The following is a 17,696-nucleotide window of genomic DNA, read 5'->3' on the forward strand; positions in this document are numbered from 1 at the left end:
AGCGCTGCCCTGGGTTCAACCCACTCCCGTGATCACCGACTGACGACGCTCGGCACGTTGGGCTTCCTCCGGCTCCTGAAGAAGTGGATTCCCGGCCCGTGCCACGAGGCTGCCCCGCCTCGGCGCCGACCGAAGTGACGGCCCGTTTCTCCAGGCACCACACACCACGAGAAGAGACATGACCAACCAGTTCCGCCTCGGCGGCGACCGTACGATCGACCGGCTCGGTTTCGGCGCCATGCGCCTACCCCAGAGCGGCTTGGGCGGACCCGCCCGCGACCCCGAGTCCGGTCGCGCCGTCCTGCGCCGAGCCGTTGAACTCGGCGTCAACCACATCGACACCGCCGACTTCTACCGCACCCAGGACGGCTCGGTACGCGCCAACACCCTGATCCGCGAGGCTCTGTCTCCGTACCCGGACGATCTGGTCATCGCCACCAAGGTCGGCCCGGTCTTCGGTCCCGACGGTCCTGGCCAGGGCACCGCCGCCGACCTTCGGCCCCAGGTCGAAGCCAACCTCCAGAGCCTGGGCCTGGATCGCCTCGACCTGGTCTACCTGCGCATCGGCACGGTGGGGCCGCCCCACGGCGAGTCGCTCGCCGAACGCTTCGAGGCGCTCGCCGCGCTCCGCGAGCAGGGCCTGATCCGCCACCTGGGCATCAGCAACGTCGATGCCGGCCAGCTCGCCGAGGCCCGCACGATCGCTCCTGTCACGGCCGTCCAGAACGACTTCCATATCGCCAACCGTGACGAGACGGCCGTCCTGGACGCCTGCACGCAGGCCGGCATCGCCTTCGTCCCCTTCTTTCCCCTCGGCGGCGGCAGGGCCGACTTCAACGACCCCGCCCTGGTCAAGGTCGCCGAGCGGCACCGCGCCACCGTCCAGCAGATCGCCCTGGCCTGGCTGCTGGCCCTGTCCCCGATCGTCCTGGCCATCCCGGGCACCGGTTCCGTGGCCCATCTGGAGGAGAACCTGGCCGCCCGGTCGATCACCCTCACCGAGGAGGACCTCGCCGACCTCACCTGATCGCAACGGGCCGCATCGTTCGCTCCCCCCTCGCGGCGACGACTTAGACGAACAAGTTGGCCGACGTAGTCACCGATTCGGTGGCCGACCGGTCGTGGTTGAGGAATCGAGCGCCGTGGCGAGAGAGGGCGGAGCATGAGGGTTACATATCGCCGGAGATCGGCCTCCTCGGCTCTCCATGGCGTCAGCGAGGGCGGCTCGCCTGGTGGTCACGGCGATGCGCAGCGTCAAGCCATGACGGACGACGAGAGGACGTGCTCCTCGTCATCGTGCCGCCCGGACGCGGGCCCGCAGCCGGTGGGTTTGCGCGCCCTTCCCCGTCCCGTGGCGGTGGTGGTCGGGGGCGGGGGAGTGCTCGGGGCTGCGCAGGTCGGCGTCGGGTGGGCATTGGAACAGCGAGGATTCGTCCCGGAACTGATCATCGGAACCTCGGTGGGAGCCATCGCGGCCGCACACCCCGGCAAGGCCGCACCATGGCTGGATCGCGTGTGGACCCAGGCGCGTCGCCGTGAGGTGTTTCCGTTCGGCTATCTGTCCTCGCGGGCCGGCATCTGCGCGGACCGCGGCCTGCGCAGGCTGATCGCTCGGGCGGAGCTGCCGTCGCGGATCGAACAGCTGGAGATCCCCTTCGCCGCGGTGGCAACGGATCTGGCCACCGGCGACCAGGTGCTGCTCGACCATGGAGATCTCGAGTCCGCGCTGCTGGCCGGCGCGGCCGTTCCGGGGGTCCTGCCCCCGGTGGAACGGGAAGGCCGGACGCTTGTCGACGGCGGGGTTATCGCCTACGTCCCGGTACGGGCGGCTCTGCAAGCAGGGGCGGCCAGCGTGCTGGTGCTGTCGACCGGGCCGGCGAGCTGTCCGCTGCGCCCCATCGTCCCTCCCCTGCGGGCCGGCGCGGTCGCCGCCCGGGCAGGGCAGCTGCTGTGGCACCATCAGATCGAGCGCGACCTGCACGACGTATCCGAACAGATTCCGACCGTCGTGCTGCCGACCGGAATCGAGGCCTGGCCCGCCCCGTGGGACTTCGGCCATTCCCACCGGCTGATCGAGACTGCTTGCCTCGAAGCGGGCCGCTTTCTCGACGGGCTGCGCATCAGTGGGCCCGGCCTGTATCGGGTTGACGGGTCTCCTGCGGCATCGGCCGGCCTGGGCCGGGCACGGACCGCCTCCGCAGCGGAGGTCGGCCGGTGAGTACCATCGCGTGTGGTGCTGCTCAATTACAGCGGTGGCGCCCAGGTCGCCACCGGCGCGGTTGAAGAACTGCACACCCGGCTGCGGGCACCGCTCCTGCTGATCACCATCGGTGGGTTCCACAGCGGCGCCAACGATCTCACTCACGCCGATCACCTGCATCAGCTCACCAGCGCGAGCGACTGGATTGAGCGGTCAGCACCTGGATCTTCCCTCAGCGTTGGCAGCTTCCTCGACTGCACCGCCGACACTGTGATCGAACTCATCCGCGCCTGCTGCGACGGATGATCTGTGGCCTGAAGGGCCGACCAGGGCCCACAGTGCAGGATGGGCGGTGAAAACCCCTTCATCGGCGACCCACCCGGCCGAGACGTCCGAGACAGACAGCGCGTGACAACGGCGGGCCTCGGGCGACGTGCCCGAGGCCCGCCGGGCGTCATCGCAGGTTGTAGGCGCGGATGACGGTGTAGTCGACGGTGCCGCCGTCGGCCCGCTCCGCGTGCGCGCGCACGGACACCGACCCCTTGTCCGGGTGGATCAGCGTGGCCAGCCACGTGTCCGTTCCGGTCGGGATCAGGACCGCCTTGCGCCACGTCGCGCCCTCGTCGTAGGAGACCTCGACACTGACCCGCCGCGTCGGCGAGGCGGCCGAGCCCGGCTGAGCCTTCAAGCTCACCGGCAGCATGAACGGCCGGCCGGCCGGTGCGCTGTTGGCCAGGTCGACCTGCGGCGTGAAGGAGAACGACGACAGGGGCAGGTACGTCCACTTGTCCGTGCTCACCTCACCGGACTTGAACGTCCACGCACCGCTGATCTTGGTGGAGGCGTTGAACCCGGTCTTACGGTCGACGTCGTACTCCAGCCGATAGGTGCTCTCGGCCGACGGCACCGGCCCGCTGGCGTCGTAGAAGTACTTCGGTATCTCGGCCAGCTGGACGCCGTCGCGGTAGAACCCGACCCGGCCGCCGTCGAGCAGCGAGTAGCCGGTGTGCCCGGAGTCGTCGCCGAACGGCGGGATGTTCAACATGATGGTGTTGCCGGTCCGGGCGACGTACGTGCGCGGGTTGAACTTCGGCCCGGCAGGTCCGCGTTGCCAGTCGACCACGAATTTCCCGCCCGGCTGCCAGGTGGTGTCGTCGTACCAGAACTGCGTCTGGCGCGCTCCGCTCGTCTCCCACCGGTTGTCCCAGACCACGCCCTTCGCGCTGTAGTAGATGGTCCGGGTGCTGGGCACGTCATACCTGATCGGTCCCGACATCGCGCTGCCGCCCTCGGGCGGGAAACCGAAGTTGTGCATGTAGCCCTGCTGCTTGTCCGGGGTCACGCCGTGGTTGCGGTTGACCACGGTCGCCAGCTCACTGGGGCGCACGGTGTGGCGGTAGCCGGTGAGGAACCGCCCGCGGACGAACTGCACGAGGTCGTACTCGTACGGCGAGCCGTAGAAAGTGCCGTCGGCGCCCGGCTCGGCCCAGAAGCTGCGCACCTCCGACACCAGCGTGCCCTGATCGGCCGTCACCTCCTCACCCAGGTCCGCGGTGAACAGCTTGCCGAAGTCGGCGCCGACGATCCGCGCCGCCAGGCCGTATCCGCGCGGCAGGCCGCGGGAGAAACCGGCCGCGGCCAGCCGGGTCCGCGCCGAGGACTTCGGTACGGTCACCGACACCGGTGTGCCCTGGCGCGCGTCGAGCGTGAGGACTCCGTCGTCGGTGTTCCCGACGGTGAGGTTCGGCTGCACCAGCAGCGTCGAGGTCCCGTCGGGTGTGATCACCGTGGCCTGAACGTGGTAGCGGCCGGGCCGGAGCTTGGCCTTCACGGTGCCCGACGCGTCGTAGGGAACCTGGAAGACGTCCAGATCGAGACCGACCACCGACAGGTCGTAGTCACTCGCCGGCGTGCCCGCGCGGTCGGTGAGCTTGAAGGTGACGGTGCGGGTCTCGTGTCCCTTCGTGATCGTCAGTGGGGTCCGCACCGAAACGCCGTCGGCGTTCGAGGCCAGCAGCATTCCGGTGAAGGTGCCTGTCGCCGACGGCACCCGGGTGTCGGCGGTCAGCGTGACCGCCGCGGTCCCACCGGCCGGCACGACCGCCCGCGCCGGACTGGCCGTGAACAGGCCGGCCGGCGCGACGACCCCGTCCGGGCCGGTCGCCGTGGTCGTGAGGTCGAGGGTGACGGGCGCTGTGCCGTCGTTCCGGTAGGTGATCGTCTTCGTCACGGGAACGTCGTCTTCGGCCGGCCACGGTTGCGAGCCGAGCGCGAGGCCGGTGACGTCGGGCAGGATGGCCTGCTGGACCGCGCGGCCGACGTCGACCCTGCCGGCGCCCTGCTGGAAGGCGTTCAGGCCCGGGTTCGGCTTGGCCGTGGCGACCAGCGCGGCTTTGAGGTCGGGGCCGGTCCACTTCGGGTGCTGCTGCGCCAGCAGCGCCGCGGCTCCCGCGACGTGCGGCGTGGCCATCGACGTCCCGTTCAGCTGGGTGTACCCGGGCGAGTACTCCGGATAGTCGGATCCCTTCGCCAGCGCCGCGACGATGCCCACGCCCGGCCCGGTGATGTCCGGCTTGATCGCGCCGTCGACGCGCGGCCCGCGGTTGGAGAATGACGCCAGGGCATCCTGCTTGTCGACCGCGCCGACGGCGAGCGCGGCGTCCGCGGTGGCCGGCGAGGACACACCGCCGTTCCTGCCCTCGTTGCCCGCGGCCACGACGAACAGCGTGCCGGTGGTCGCGGTCAGGCGGTTCACCGCCTCCTCCAGGACGTCTACGCCCGGGAAGTCGGTGCCGCCGAGGCTCATGTTGACGACTTTCGCCCGCTCTGCGGCCCATTCCATCCCGGCCAGGATCGCCGACTCGGTGCAGTTGCGGGTGCTGCACACCTTGCCGATCAGCAGGTTCGCCCCGGGCGCCACACCGCGGTACTTTCCGCCCGATGCCGAACCGCTGCCGGCGATGGTGGAGGCGACGTGCGTGCCGTGACCGACGGTGTCCACGGTGTCGGCGGCGTCGGTGAAGTTCTTCTCCTCGACGATCTTCCCGGCCAGGTCCGGGTGGGAGTTGTCGATCCCGGTGTCCAGGACGGCGACGGTAATCCCGCTGCCGTCGTATCCGGCCGCCCAGGCGGTCGGCGCGCCGATCTGCTTCACGCTCTGGTCCAGCGAGACCTCGCGCTTGCCGTCGAGCCAGATCCGCCCGATGCCGGCCGCCGCGGTGCGCTGGGCCGCCGGGCCGGCGGTCACCTCGGTCCAGAACTCGTGTGCTCTCGCTTTGCCGACCTTCACCGCGGCGGCGCCGATGCTGGGCAGCGTGCGGGTGACCTTCCCGGCCGACCTGACCTTGGCAGCGGCCTTGGCCTCGTACGACACGATGGTGGGCACGTCGTCGACGTGCGCGTCGTCGTATCCGGCCTGGACGAGCCCGGTCACGTCGAACAGCCGCCGGTCGAGCCGGGCGGCCGACACCAGCTTCTGGGCGTCGTTCGGCACGACGAACTGGTGCCCGTCGCGTTCGTACTGGCTGAAACCGACCTTTTCGCGGCCGGGAGCGGGGTCGATCGAGACCCGGTTCCCCTCGACATAGACGCGGTCGCCCGTCAGCAGGGTGACCCACGAGCCGCGGGGCGCCGTGGACTGGGTGCCGGAGGTCCACCGGGAGGGTGCCGGATCGGCGCTCGGCGTGGGCTCCGCGCTCGCGGTGGAGGTCAGACTCGCGGTTAACAGGGCGGTGGTGAGCAAGAGACCGGGCAGGCGCCGGCGCAGAGACGTCCTGGACATCAAATTCCTTCCTGATGGTGCAGGAAAGATTTTGAGATCAGGACATCGGGCGTAGGTACTCCTAATCGGGCATAACATCGCGTTATGCAGTTGGAGATCCGCCACCTCCGGGTTGTCGCGGCGATCGCCGAGTGCGGCAGCATCAGCCGGGCCTCGGCCGTGCTCGGCCACAGCCAGCCGGCCGTCACCGCGCAGTTGCAGCGGATCGAGCGCGCGCTCGGCGGGAGGCTCTTCGCCCGCGACGGAACCGGCGCCAAGCCCACGGCGTTGGGTGCCATGGTCCTGTCCCATGCCCAGGGCATCATCGCGTTGCACGACGATCTGGTGCGCGACGTGCAACGCCGTGACGCCGACGGCGACCTGGCGACGCTCAGGCTCGGTGCCACGGCCGGGCCGATGGCGGCCGGCCTGATGACGGTCAGCCGCCGGTTGCTGCCGGAGGCCGAGGTGTCCCTGCACGTGAGCGACGCGGACGAGGAACTGGTCGAACTGCTCGCCGCATCCCGGCTGGAGATCGGGCTGAGCGTCGACTATCCGGGCTACGAGTTGCCGGTGCCCGAAGGGCTGAGCGAAGCGGTACTGGGCGTCGAGCCCGTCTTCGTCGTCCTGTCGAAGGACCACCCGCTCGCGGCCGAACCCGAGGTGCCGCTGGCCGCGCTGGCCGGCGAGCGCTGGCTGCCGGGTGTCGGCAAGGACGTCAGGATGCGGGCGATGTTCCGGGACACCTGCCGCCGCGCGGGGTTCGTGCCGCGGCGCATCCAGCGCACCGACGCCAGCCTGGTGTTCTCCCTGATCAGCCAGGGGCACGGAGTGTCCCTGTGCAGGGCGATCACGGCCGAGCGCGAGAACGTGGTGGTCAGGCCACTGGCCGGCGACCCGATGTGGGTACGGGAGCGGCTCCTGTGGTCGGCGGGCTCGCCGGTCGCCGAGCACGTACCGGGTATCCGTGACGTGCTCGCCGCGACGTACCGGGAGCAGGCGGAGGCGATGCCGGTCTACCAGGCGTGGCAGCGCAGCCGCCGCCGGTCCTGGTCGGAGGGCGACGTGGAGCCCTTCGCCTAGCGAGTACCGCGATCTTTCCGACTCCCGACCCGCGGGCTGGTGACTTCGCCAAGCCGGTGCGGGTGACCAGTGGCCAGGCCGGTTGAACGCGGTACAGGGCGCGGGCGGGTGTACGGGGCGGCGCTGATCTGGCTTCCGCATACATCGAGAGCGGGGGCGGCCGTCAGGGAGGCCGCAGCGCCGTACGAGAAGCGGCACGGCCGTACACACCAGCTCGACACATGGGGCAGCTACCACGACATCAGCGTCGAAGCATGGCCGTGCCTGCAGGTCAGGTCCCTGGCGCTGCCGTTTGCCGATGACCCGGACTACCGTTACGGATGGAGGGCGGAGTATGCGGTATTCGCTTCCGGGAAACTTGTTCACCCCGACGGCGAGCGCCAATGGCCTTGGCAACTCCCGTCGCCCTCCAGGTCCGTCCAACGGTAAGTGACGGCCCCAACATCAACGCCTGGGGCGTCGCTCCAAGTCACGGTCGCCTCGAGACTGTCCGTGGCGTGGGGGCCGGTTCTCGCTGAAGCCGCCACGGACCCCCTAAGGCCACCAGCGATAGATGTCGTGCACGGCTCTTCGATACTCGCATTCGGCCAGGGGGCCGCCGAGGTCCCGGGCGGCGCTCGTCAGGGCGGCCGAGCCCGGGGGATCCTGGTGGCCGTACTTCTCGAGCGCCGTACGGACGATCCCGATCACCACGGTGCGGCCCGCGCCGCGCCGCCATGCGCGCTGAGCCCGGCGCAGCAGGATCTGCCCCTCCTCGTCCCATCTGCGGTCCAGAACCGGCACCGGGACATACGCGAACGGGACCGGACGGGCCGCCTCGTCGGGGAGGGAGGCCAGCGCCTCGTCCTGGTCAGCCCGGAAGCCGCGTTGGCGGAAAGTCAATTCCTCGGCGAGCAGCGCGGTACGGCGTCCGATCGGGACGCGGCGCGCGACGTGGACCATGCCCTGCCGATTCTTGCGAGCCATGGCCTCGGCCTCGCGCAGGACAGCGTGGCGTTCGGCGGAGGGCAGCCGGTCGGCGAGGGCGGCGAGCGCGGCAGCCTGGTAATGGGGGCGTTCGGTGAGCTCGCGGGCGATGTCCAGGCCGCGGTCGACCGCGAGGCCGGACAGGTGCTCGGCGACACCGAGCAGGGTGCGGCCCAGGTATCCCGGGCGGTTCAGTCCATGGAGCTCGTTCAGTGCTCTGACCATGAGGTCCTCAGGCAGGAGTGGTGCCATTCGCGCAAGCTGACCGTGGAAGTAGTTCTCGTAGTCGACGTCCTCGAGCCGGATGTCCAGCGCCTCGGCCATGGCCGCGTGGCGCCGTCGTCCGGTCAGGAGTTCGGCGATGGCGAGGAGGCCGTGGAATCTCTGGTCCTCGTCGTCGACCGCGCGAATCAGGTCGAGGGCTTCGGCGAGCACCTCCTCGGCCTCGTCGGGGGACAGCCAGGTGGAGATCTCCATGAGAAGCCGCGCGCGGTCGTCCCAGTCTCTTCGGCCGTCGTCGACGTCGTAGGCGGGCAGCGACCGTGTGATCGTCAGCGCCTCGGCCAGCACAGCGTGCCGTTGGTGGGCGGGCAGCGGTTCGAGCATTTCGGTGAGCACCCACGCGCCGTAGGGCGGTTCGGTGATCTCGCGCGACGCCGTGTGTGCCTCGGCGAGCGCGGCGGCCTGCTCTTCGAGGGGAAGCAGCTCGGCGAGCTGGATCAGGACGCGGGCCCGGACCAGCGGATCGGCGATGTCGCGCGCCGCTGTCAGGGCGGCGGCCGACAGTGGGGCGCGTTCCCGTACGGGTACGCGCTCGGCCGCGTGCATCAGGAGCTCGGCGCGGTCCCACGAGTCGGCCGGGAGGTCGGCCAGGGCCGCCGGGCGTTTCGCCGCGGGCAGCAGGGCCAGCAGTTCGCCCCAGCGCCACAGCCTCACCTCGGCCTGAGGATCGATCGCGGCGACGGCGGCGCGCAGCGCGGTCAGCGTCTCCGGCCGGTCCTGGTCCGGGAGCCGCGGGATCAGCTCGGACAGCACGCGGGCCCGGTCGCGTACATCCGCCAGCTCCATCGCGGCGGGCAGGGCCGCACGCGCCAGCGCGGGCGGAAGGTGAGGAGCCAGCGCCGCCAGGGCCTGGTCACGGCGATGGTCCAGGGGCAGCGCCACGGCCAGAGCGACCGCCCGTCCCAGCAGCTCGGGCGGCAGGTGCGGGGCGAGCTCCTCCAGCTGATGACTCACGTACCAGGGGTCGTCGTTTTCCAGGACGGTCAGAACGTGGGCGAACTCATCCGCCTTCAGTTGCGGCCACACCTCGCGGAGCACGTTCGGGAATCCCGGGTGAAGCAGTTCGTGCAGCACCTGCTGCCGGTCCTTGGCCGGCAGGTGAGGCAGCAGCGCGGACAGGTACCCGGCGCGCCGCTCGTTTCCGTCTTCGCGCCGCGCGGCGGTCAGCGCCCGCGTGACGTCCCAGATCCCGGCTTCGACCAGCATCGGGGGCAGCTCGTCGTAGGTGCGGGTCCCCGTGAACCGCGCGCAGACCGCCATCAATGCGTAACGCATCTCCAACCCGAGCGAGGGGGCCGTCCGACCGGCGGCGATGGCGACGTCGGTGGCTTTGCGGGCCAGACGCCGCGCGAGCTCCAGGTCGGCGAGGTAGCCGTCGGCCTGGCCGATGCGGTCGCGGGCGTCGAACCACGTGTTCACCGCGCCGGCCCGTCCCGGAGCGGGACGCTCACAGGCCAGCAGGCGGTGCACGTCCTCGTCACGGCCCGCCGCGGCCAAATGCCGAACCAGATGCCGCAAACCGTACTCGTCCTCCTCGTCCGAGGCGGCGCCCAGCAGCGGCAGCCCGGAGGCCAGCCCACCCCACCGGTCCAGCATCTCGTCGGCGATACGACCGTGCTCGGAGGCGTCAGCCTTGTCCCCGTCGGCGGCCGCCGTCCCGCCCGGGAGAATCTCTGGTGCCACGTCCGACGATGTTAATGATCACGCGTCGGCCGGACCAGCGGTTCACCCTCAGCCATGGTGAAAGGGAGCGCGGCGCCGGCAGACGAAGGGGTCGATTCCTTTCTGTGGTGGCCGGGGTCTACATGGTGAGAGGCGCGGCCCGCGCAACGGGCCGGTCGGTCTCTCTCATGTACGCCGAGACAGAAGGCCTGATCGCCAATGAGCATTCCCGCGACCATGCGCGCGCTGCAGCAGACTTCCCTGAACGGCCCGCAGGACATGCGTCTGATCACCGACGCGCCGGTGCCGAGCCCCGGCCAGGGCGAGGTCCTGATCCGCGTCACCGCCGCCGGGGTCAACTTCGCCGACATCTCGAAGGCCCACGGCACGTTCCTGGACGGCCCGCGGCCACCGTACCTGGCGGGTTTCGAGGCCGCAGGTGAGGTCGTCGCGGTGGGTGAGGCGGTGACCGGCCCGCAACCGGGGGCCCGTGTCGTCGGCGTCGGAGACGGCGCTTTCGCCGAGTACATGGTCCTGCCCGCCGCTGCGGCGGTGCCGGTGCCTTCGGGCTGGACGGAGCAGCAGGCGCTGGGCCTGGTCGTGAACTGGCCCACCGCGCTGGCCGCGCTCAAGCCTCTGGGCGGCATCGCTGCCGGGCACGTTGTGCTGATCCACGCCGCGGCGGGCGGGACCGGCCAGGCTGCGGTGAGAATGGCCAAGCACTACGGTGCGACCGTCATCGCCACCGCCTCGCCGGGCAAGCACGAGACAGTGCTGGCGCTGGGAGCCGACCACGTCCTGGACTCTCTCGGCGGCGACCTCGCCGCCGAGGTGACGGAGCTGACCGGCGGTTCCGGCGCCGATGTGGTCCTGGAGTCGGCGGGCGGCGTCACCTTCGCCGCGAGCCTGGCCGCGGCCAAGCGGGTCACCGGCCGGGTCGTCGTCTACGGCGTGGCAGGCGGCGAAGCCCCGATCACCAACTGGGAGCTGGTGTACAAGCACCAGGTCCACGTCATCGGCCTCAATATCGGCGTGCTGATCCAGGCCGCGCCGCAGATCTTCGGCGAGCTCATGGGTGAGCTGTCCGCGCTGATCGCGGCCGGCGTGCTCGCCCCCGGCCTGCCCACCGTGTACGAACTGGCCGACGGCCCGAAGGCGCTGACGGAACTGGAAGCCAGGGCCACCGTCGGCAAACTGGCCCTGTTGCCCTGAGAAGGCCCCCTTGTACTGAGCCAGTTCCCCTGACAGGAGTTGAAACAGATGACTGCAACCGTGGACCCGGCCGCCAAGCAGGTGGCGCGATTCGTCGTGATGTACGACGCCCCCTCCGACGTCGACGCGTTCGAACGTCACTACACCGATGTCCACATCCCGTTGGCGAAACAGTATCCGGGCCTGCGCCGTTACACGCGCAGTCATGAGCCGGCAGCCGTGATCGGCGAGCCGTGCTACATGGTCGTGATGCTGGACTGGGACGACATGGCTGCGCTGGAAGCCGCGCTCGGGTCCGAGATCGGCCGGCGCACCGCCGAGGATGCCGTGGCGAACCTGGCCCGCTACGCCACCTTCCGCGGCATGATCCTGCAACTCGACGAGGTCTGATCGCAGATGCCGCCTTTCCGGGAGAGTACCCGCGTCGTCGATGGTGGCCGAGGCGGGGCCTGGCGTTGCCGGAGGCATCGCCACGTGGACCACGCTCACACGTGTGGCAGCACTAGGCTCGCGGCGTGACATCGCATCTGCGGGTGGCACCGAATCGAGACCGGTTCACCACCGAGACCGAGCGGTTCCGCCGGGAGCTGTTGGCCCACTGCTACCGCATGGTCGGCTCGGCACACGACGCCGAGGACTTGGTGCAGGAGAGCTATCTGCGGGCGTGGCGGTCCTACTCCGGATTCGAGGGCCGGGCGTCGATCCGGTCGTGGCTCTACAAGATCGCCACCAACGTCTGCCTGACAGCGTTGAAGCCGCGCCCGATCCGGGTGCTGCCCTCAGGCCTGACAGGCTCGTACGACGGACCCGATCGCCCGCCGAGTCCCATGGCGCCGGGCGAGGTCTCGTGGCTGGAACCGCTGCCGGACGCATGGATCGCCCCGCCCGCCGACGATCCGGCTGCGGTGGTGGTCGAACGCGAGTCGCTGCGGCTGGCGCTCATCGCGAGCCTGCAGCACCTGCCCGCCCGCCAACGTGCGATCCTCATCCTGCGCGAGGTGCTGGCGTTCTCGGCGGCCGAGACCGCGGAGATCCTCGGCACCACCACGGCGGCGGTCAAGAGCGGGCTGCAGCGCGCCCGTGCCCGGCTGGACGAATTGAAGCCGGAGCCCGCGGAACTGCTCGAACCGACCGACCCACGGGCACGCGCGCTGCTCGACGGCTACATCGCGGCCTTCGAGCGCTCCGATGCCGGCCTGCTGGAACAGGTGCTGCGCACGGACGCCACGCTGGAGGCGACGCCATTCCGCGAATGGCAGGCGGGCCGGGCGAGGTGCATCCACATGCTCGACGCGTACGTGCTGGGCACACCGGGCGACTGGCGGATGATCGCGACCACCGCCAACGGCCAACCCGCCGCCGTCGTGTACCACCGGGATGCGGACGGCGTTCTCCGAGCCGACGGCGTCGTGGTGCTGGCCCCCACCGCCACCGGCGTCTCCCGCGTGATCAAGTTCCACGATCCCGCGCTGGCCGCGACGTTCGGCTTCCCGGACGTGCTCGCGCACTGACCCGCCAACGGGCCCAGCCGGGCCGGCTGCCGGCGTCGATGGTCGGTCGGAGCGGGGCCGGCCGCTCCGGACCAGGCGGTGTCGATTCAGAACCGGGGGCTTTTCAGGCTCCGTGCGGTGAGTTCGATGAGCGTTGCCCTTCTTGGAGGGGAGCCTCCCAGGTGGCGGTGATGTCGCGGGCGACATCACGTAGGAGGTCGATGAGCATGTCTGCGAGTGGTGTGAGGCTGGCGTCGGTTTTGGTCACGGCGTAGAGCCGGCGGTAGGGCCTGGGGTGGGCCAGTTCGCGATGGGTGGTGCCAGGCGCATGGGTCAGGGCCAGGCGCGAGACCAGGGCGACTGCGATGCCTGTGCCGACGAGGGCCTGGGCGACGTCGTAGGACTCGGTCTCGAACCGCACGGTGGGAGTGAAGCCGGCCTCGCGGGCAGCGTCGTGGAACTGTTCGCGGGCGGCATGGCCGGCCAGGATGGAAACCCACGATTCGTCGCGCAGCTGTTCCAGGTGAAGTTCGGTGTCCGCGGGCTGCCCGGTGGCCAGCGGGTGGTCATCGGGAAGAACCACGACCATCGGGTCCAACAGGAGCGAGTGGGCCCGTAGGTGTGGGGGCGGCGCGAGCGGTGTGCCCCAGGACGCGACGATGGCGAGGTCCAGGCGCCCCGCGCTGATCTCGTCCGCTCCGCGTCCGGACACCACGTCCACGACCGAGACGTCGGCGTCCGGATGGCGGTGCCGCAGGGCCGTCAGGGCGGGTGGCAGCAGGTGCAGGGCAGCCGCCTGGAACGTCCCGATCCGCAGACGGAGCGAGAGGTGGCCGAGCAAAGCGGCCAGTTCCGCCTCGGCCCTGTCCGATGCCTCCTCCACAGTCCGACCGTGGGAGGCGAGCAGCGCACCGGCCGCGGTGAGCGTTGCTCCGCGAGGACCACGGATGACCAGGGGCACCTGCCAGTCGCGCTCGGCCTTGGCCACCTGCTGGGTGACCGCCGCGGGCGTGAGCCGGAGTGCGTGAGCCGCCGCCGTCAGGGAGCCGTGCCGCTCGATCAACGCGAGAAGCCGCAGCTGTCCCGGATCCACCAGCATTCACTAATCCTAACGCTGCACCCTTCTCTTTTAACTTCTCTTAGGGGCGTGAGGCAGGAAGCCTGGTGGTACACCCATCGGTCGCAATCCCCGGAAGGGGTTCTTTTCCCATGCCCACGCATGTGCCCGTTTTCATCGCCACCACCTTGCTGCTGGCGATGCTGCCAGGCGCGAGTCAAGCCCTGATGATCCGGCAGGTTCTGGAAGGCGGCCAACGTACGCTCCGAGGCACGCTCGCGGGCAATGCCAGCGGCTTCCTGCTGTGGTCCACGGCCGCCGCGGCCGGGCTGTCGGCCGTCCTGCTGGCCAGCCCCACCGCGTACGCGGTGCTCCGGATCGCAGGCGGCATCGTGCTGATGATCCTCGGGGTGAAGACGCTGCGGACCGCGCTCACCACCGTCTCCACCCGCCCGCCCCGCGAGGGCGGGCGCAGCACCGGCTTCGCGGGCGGATATCTCACCGGCCTGATCACCAACCTCGGCAACCCCAAGGCGGGCGTGTTCGCCGTCTCGGTGCTGCCCCAGTTCGTGACCGCGGAAGGCCCGGTGTTCCTGTCGACCGTCGCCCTGGGAGCCCTGTGGGCGCTCGTCAGCGCCTCCTGGTACATGGTGCTCACCTGGGCCGTCAGCCGTGGGCGCGCCCTGGTGTCGCAGCCGACCGTCCTGCGGGGACTCAGCGTGACCACCGGCGTCGTCCTGCTGGGGCTGGGCGCCGCGGTGGTAGCGGGTGTCTGAGGGCCGGGCCGGTCCTTCTTCCAGCACCCGACCGCCCGGGGCCACGCGGGTGTAAGGAAAGGGGCCGTCCGCTGGGGTCAGTTTCTGGTCAGTGCCTATCCAGTACGCACTCATACGCTTCGGACGTGAGTGACGAGGCGATGCACCCGTCAGAGCGCACGGGTGGATGCCGAAGTCCAGTCACGTCCGCATCGCACAGGTAAGCAAGGAGGATGCGTCATGACGCCCACCGCAGTCAACGTCGTGCTCGTGCACGGCGCTTTCGTCGATGGATCGGGCTGGCAGGCGGTGTACGACCTGCTCAAGCGGGACGGCTACCGGGTCAGCGTTGTCCAGAACCCCACGCTGACGCTGGAGGGCGACGCCGAGGCCGTCCGGCAGATCTTGGACCGTCAGGACGGCCCGACCGTGCTCGTCGGGCATTCCTACGGCGGCTCGGTCATCAGTGAGGCCGGCACCCACTCGCGAGTTGCGGCACTTGTCTATGTCGCCGCGTTCGCGCCCGACAAGGGGGAATCCGTGCAGACGCTCATCGCCGACCCGCCGCCGGGCGCGCCGGCGCCGCCGATCGTGCCCCTGGGCGACGGGTTCCTCGTTCTCGACCGGGACAAGTTCCACGGCGCCTTCGCGGGTGACCTGCCCGCGGAGCAGGCCGCGTTCATGGCCGACTCGCAGGTGCCGTGGGGCGTCGGCGCGGTCGGCGGCGCCGTCACCGAACCTGCCTGGCGCTCCAAGCCCAGCTGGTACCTGGTGGCCACCGGTGACCAGACGATCCCGCCGCCGGCTCAGCGGGCGATGGCCGAGCGTGCGGGTGCCACGGTGATCGAAGTCGACGGCAGCCACGCCATCTACATCTCCCGGCCGGAGGCCGTCGCCGAACTGATCAAGAAGGCGGCCGCCGGCGGCTGAGCGAACGGCCCGCAGCCTCGGTGGACACCCCGCCCGTGTCCACCGGCTGTCGGGGTTCCCGTGCTCACCTGCATCGCGGCCGTGCCCCCTTGTTGTGATCGGTCGCCACCGTTCCCACGAGCGGCCGGCGGACTCGGCGCGGCAGGTCGTCCGCCTGCCCGCCCTGGCGCATCTCGCCAAGCAGCTGCGAACCTGATCGCGCGGGATCTTGGTATCAACGTGCAGGACTCGAATATTCGATTCATGCACTGATCTGCAGTCCTTGGCAGGCTTGCAGATCTTTTGGCGTTGCGAACCGCAGGTCGGACGCTGTGGCTGAATATTCGAGCCCCACACCATCCCCCAGCTGATCGCCGCGATCCGCCGGGTGGCCCGCCAGGTACCTGGGGCCGCCGCGCTCGTCGCGGCGCACTGGCATGTCCACGACTACGCCGACCCCGGCAAGCCGAAGACCGCCTGGGACGATGAGGAGGCCAAGGCCACCCTGGTGAGCGGGCTGGTCGCCGACGCTCACCCTGCTGGACCGCCTGACCGGCCCGGACCTGGACGATCGATTCCGAGGCCCGCCACGCCGCCGTCGCCCCCGACCTGCTCGACCACGAGCGCGGACCGCTGCGGATCCTGGCCGATGCCGCCTGCCCTACCGCGGCGCCCAAGCCGACGACCGCCGGCTAAACGACCGCGCCGCCGCCCTTGACCTCCGCCGCCTCATCAAGTGGGGACTCGCCTGAACCACCACAACCAGCGGACGGGCCAGCTCATATCGACCCACCCACCAAGATCCTCAGGACCCCGCTCGCCGCCTGAAGTCTCCCATCGGTCCCCGTTGACCCGGCCGCCACCCGTCCTTCGGTACACCGCTGGCCCTCGGCGGCCAGATTGTTACCGGGGAATTTCTTTGGGCTGATCCCTTGACCTGGACCCCGGGACGGGGGAGTTTGGTCGGCATCGGACTTACGAGTCATTTACGAACCTAGTTCGCAAAGGGGCGTCGTGGCGCTTGTGATCGGAGTGGTGACCCACTCGACGCACAGGGAGTTGTTCTGGGAAGCCGCGAACACGCTCGGTGGGGTCGACCTGGAGTGGGTCAGCTACGACCACGAGGACGAGATCCGCGCCAAGGTCGCCGAGTTCCTGAGCACGACCCGGCTCGACGGCTTCCTGGCAGGCCCGGTCCCGTACACGGCCAGCCGCGAACTCCTCCCACCCGGCCTCCCGGTCGGTGTGATCCGCTCGTCGGCGCTCGACCTGACCCTCGCGCTCTATCGCGCCCAGGATCGTGGCTGGGGTCGTACCCCCGTCAGCATCGACACCTTTCCCGCCGAGGCGGTCGAGGCGGTCGCCACCGCGCTCGAACTCGACGCCGACGCCATCGACTGCCTGCCGTATGCCCCCACGCAATCCGTGGAGGACATCGTCGAGTTCCACCGTTCCGCGTACCACCGGTTCGGCGACCGCAGCTACGTGATCAGCGTCCGCGCCGACGTCCGCGAGCAACTGTCCGGCGAGATCCCGATCATGAGCGGCATGCCGGTGCCGGCGACGATCCGGACCGAGCTGCACGAGCTCGCGCTCCGGATCGAGTCCGAGCGAGCCAGCGCACAACGCTTCGCCGCCGGAGTCTTCCTGATCTCGCATTCGCAGGACGAGGAACGGGCCCGGATCGGCCTGATGAATCTGTTGCTCAACACCCCCGAGTTCGCCGGCGCGTGGATCGAGGACCGCGGCCGGCGCGGTGTCATCGTCTTCGCCCACAAGTCCCTGTTCGAGCGCATCACCCGCAACTGGGTCGCCGTGCCCGCGCTCGCCGAGGCGGCCGCGGCGCTCGGTGCGCAGGTCTCGGCCGGGTTCGGCGTCGGAGCGTCCGCCCGCAACTGTGTGGCCCTGGCCGAAGAAGCGGCCGCCCGGGCCGAGCGGGAGAGCGGGCCATGCGGCTACCTGATCGAGGACAGCGGCGTGATCATCGGCCCGATGGGTCCGGTCCGGGCGGCGCTCAGCTACTCCTACCGCGAACACGGCGACGACATCGAACAGCTCGCGAAGTCCGTCGGCCTCAGTGCCGCGACCGTCTCCCGGTTGGCGGCACTGGACCACGAACTGGAAGGTCGCGCGATCTCGCCCGGTGAGCTCGCCGACCATCTCGGCATCACGGATCAGAGCGGGCGCCGACTGATCCGGACACTCGACGCCGGGGGCCTGGTGAGCGTCGAAGGCACTGCTCAGCACCATCCGAAAGGACGCCCGACGCGTCTGTACCGCCTACGCATCGCCCAAGCACTACTGCGCCCCCCGCGTTGAA

Annotated in this window: 13 protein-coding genes and 1 pseudogene; 11 read left to right on the top strand and 3 right to left on the bottom strand. The window is 70.2% G+C overall.

The window, feature by feature from the left end:
- Positions 1-178 precede the first annotated feature (178 nt).
- The 3 genes from AB0J87_RS41615 to AB0J87_RS41625 all read left to right on the top strand — a co-directional run bounded on the left by AB0J87_RS41615 (position 179) and on the right by AB0J87_RS41625 (position 2,506).
- Entirely contained in the window at positions 179-1,027 is an 849-nt protein-coding gene (locus AB0J87_RS41615; RefSeq protein ID WP_363975469.1) for an oxidoreductase, read from the top strand.
- Positions 1,028-1,261: 234 nt separating this feature from the next.
- Complete coding sequence (locus AB0J87_RS41620; protein ID WP_363975472.1) at positions 1,262-2,218, top strand: patatin-like phospholipase family protein; 957 nt, start codon at positions 1,262-1,264, stop codon at positions 2,216-2,218.
- A gap of 15 nt (positions 2,219-2,233) precedes the next feature.
- Positions 2,234-2,506, top strand: a complete 273-nt coding sequence (locus AB0J87_RS41625) for a hypothetical protein (protein ID WP_363975475.1) — start codon at positions 2,234-2,236, stop codon at positions 2,504-2,506.
- 148 nt (positions 2,507-2,654) lie between these two features.
- Here AB0J87_RS41625 and AB0J87_RS41630 read toward each other — a convergent pair whose 3' ends face one another.
- Positions 2,655-5,981 (bottom strand): S8 family serine peptidase, encoded by a 3,327-nt coding sequence (locus AB0J87_RS41630; protein ID WP_363975478.1) that lies wholly within the window; start codon positions 5,979-5,981, stop codon positions 2,655-2,657.
- A gap of 84 nt (positions 5,982-6,065) precedes the next feature.
- Between AB0J87_RS41630 and AB0J87_RS41635 the strand changes: the two genes are divergently transcribed.
- Positions 6,066-7,043 (top strand): LysR family transcriptional regulator, encoded by a 978-nt coding sequence (locus AB0J87_RS41635; RefSeq protein WP_363975481.1) that lies wholly within the window; start codon positions 6,066-6,068, stop codon positions 7,041-7,043.
- A gap of 534 nt (positions 7,044-7,577) precedes the next feature.
- On the opposite strand, the gene AB0J87_RS41640 is transcribed toward AB0J87_RS41635, so the two are convergent.
- Complete coding sequence (locus AB0J87_RS41640) at positions 7,578-9,974, bottom strand: hypothetical protein (protein ID WP_363975484.1); 2,397 nt, start codon at positions 9,972-9,974, stop codon at positions 7,578-7,580.
- Between the two features lie 198 nt (positions 9,975-10,172).
- Between AB0J87_RS41640 and AB0J87_RS41645 the strand changes: the two genes are divergently transcribed.
- From AB0J87_RS41645 to AB0J87_RS41655, 3 genes are all read left to right on the top strand, one after another.
- Positions 10,173-11,165: an NADPH:quinone oxidoreductase family protein gene (locus AB0J87_RS41645; RefSeq protein WP_363975487.1), complete on the top strand. Its 993-nt coding sequence runs from the start codon at positions 10,173-10,175 to the stop codon at positions 11,163-11,165.
- 48 nt (positions 11,166-11,213) lie between these two features.
- On the top strand, positions 11,214-11,555 hold the full coding sequence (locus tag AB0J87_RS41650) for an EthD family reductase (RefSeq protein ID WP_363975490.1): 342 nt from the start codon (positions 11,214-11,216) through the stop codon (positions 11,553-11,555).
- 125 nt (positions 11,556-11,680) lie between these two features.
- Positions 11,681-12,676: a sigma-70 family RNA polymerase sigma factor gene (locus AB0J87_RS41655; RefSeq protein WP_363975493.1), complete on the top strand. Its 996-nt coding sequence runs from the start codon at positions 11,681-11,683 to the stop codon at positions 12,674-12,676.
- 103 nt (positions 12,677-12,779) lie between these two features.
- On the opposite strand, the gene AB0J87_RS41660 is transcribed toward AB0J87_RS41655, so the two are convergent.
- Positions 12,780-13,754, bottom strand: a complete 975-nt coding sequence (locus AB0J87_RS41660) for a LysR family transcriptional regulator (protein WP_363975496.1) — start codon at positions 13,752-13,754, stop codon at positions 12,780-12,782.
- Between the two features lie 110 nt (positions 13,755-13,864).
- On the opposite strand from AB0J87_RS41660, the gene AB0J87_RS41665 reads away from it, so the two are divergent.
- From AB0J87_RS41665 to AB0J87_RS41680, 4 genes and pseudogenes are all read left to right on the top strand, one after another.
- The gene (locus AB0J87_RS41665) at positions 13,865-14,488 is read left to right on the top strand and encodes a LysE family translocator (RefSeq protein ID WP_363975499.1); all 624 of its coding nucleotides are present in this window, start codon (positions 13,865-13,867) and stop codon (positions 14,486-14,488) included.
- A 219-nt stretch (positions 14,489-14,707) separates the two neighbouring features.
- Positions 14,708-15,397, top strand: coding sequence for an alpha/beta hydrolase (locus AB0J87_RS41670; RefSeq protein WP_363975502.1), 690 nt, complete (start codon positions 14,708-14,710; stop codon positions 15,395-15,397).
- 334 nt (positions 15,398-15,731) lie between these two features.
- Positions 15,732-15,911: pseudogene (locus tag AB0J87_RS41675) on the top strand (IS5/IS1182 family transposase); the annotation flags it as partial.
- Positions 15,912-16,390: 479 nt separating this feature from the next.
- Entirely contained in the window at positions 16,391-17,695 is a 1,305-nt protein-coding gene (locus AB0J87_RS41680; RefSeq protein ID WP_363975505.1) for a helix-turn-helix domain-containing protein, read from the top strand.
- Position 17,696 lies beyond the last annotated feature (1 nt).

The organism is Nonomuraea sp. NPDC049625, assembly GCF_040675285.1.
Classification (GTDB): Bacteria; Actinomycetota; Actinomycetes; order Streptosporangiales; family Streptosporangiaceae; genus Nonomuraea; species Nonomuraea angiospora_A.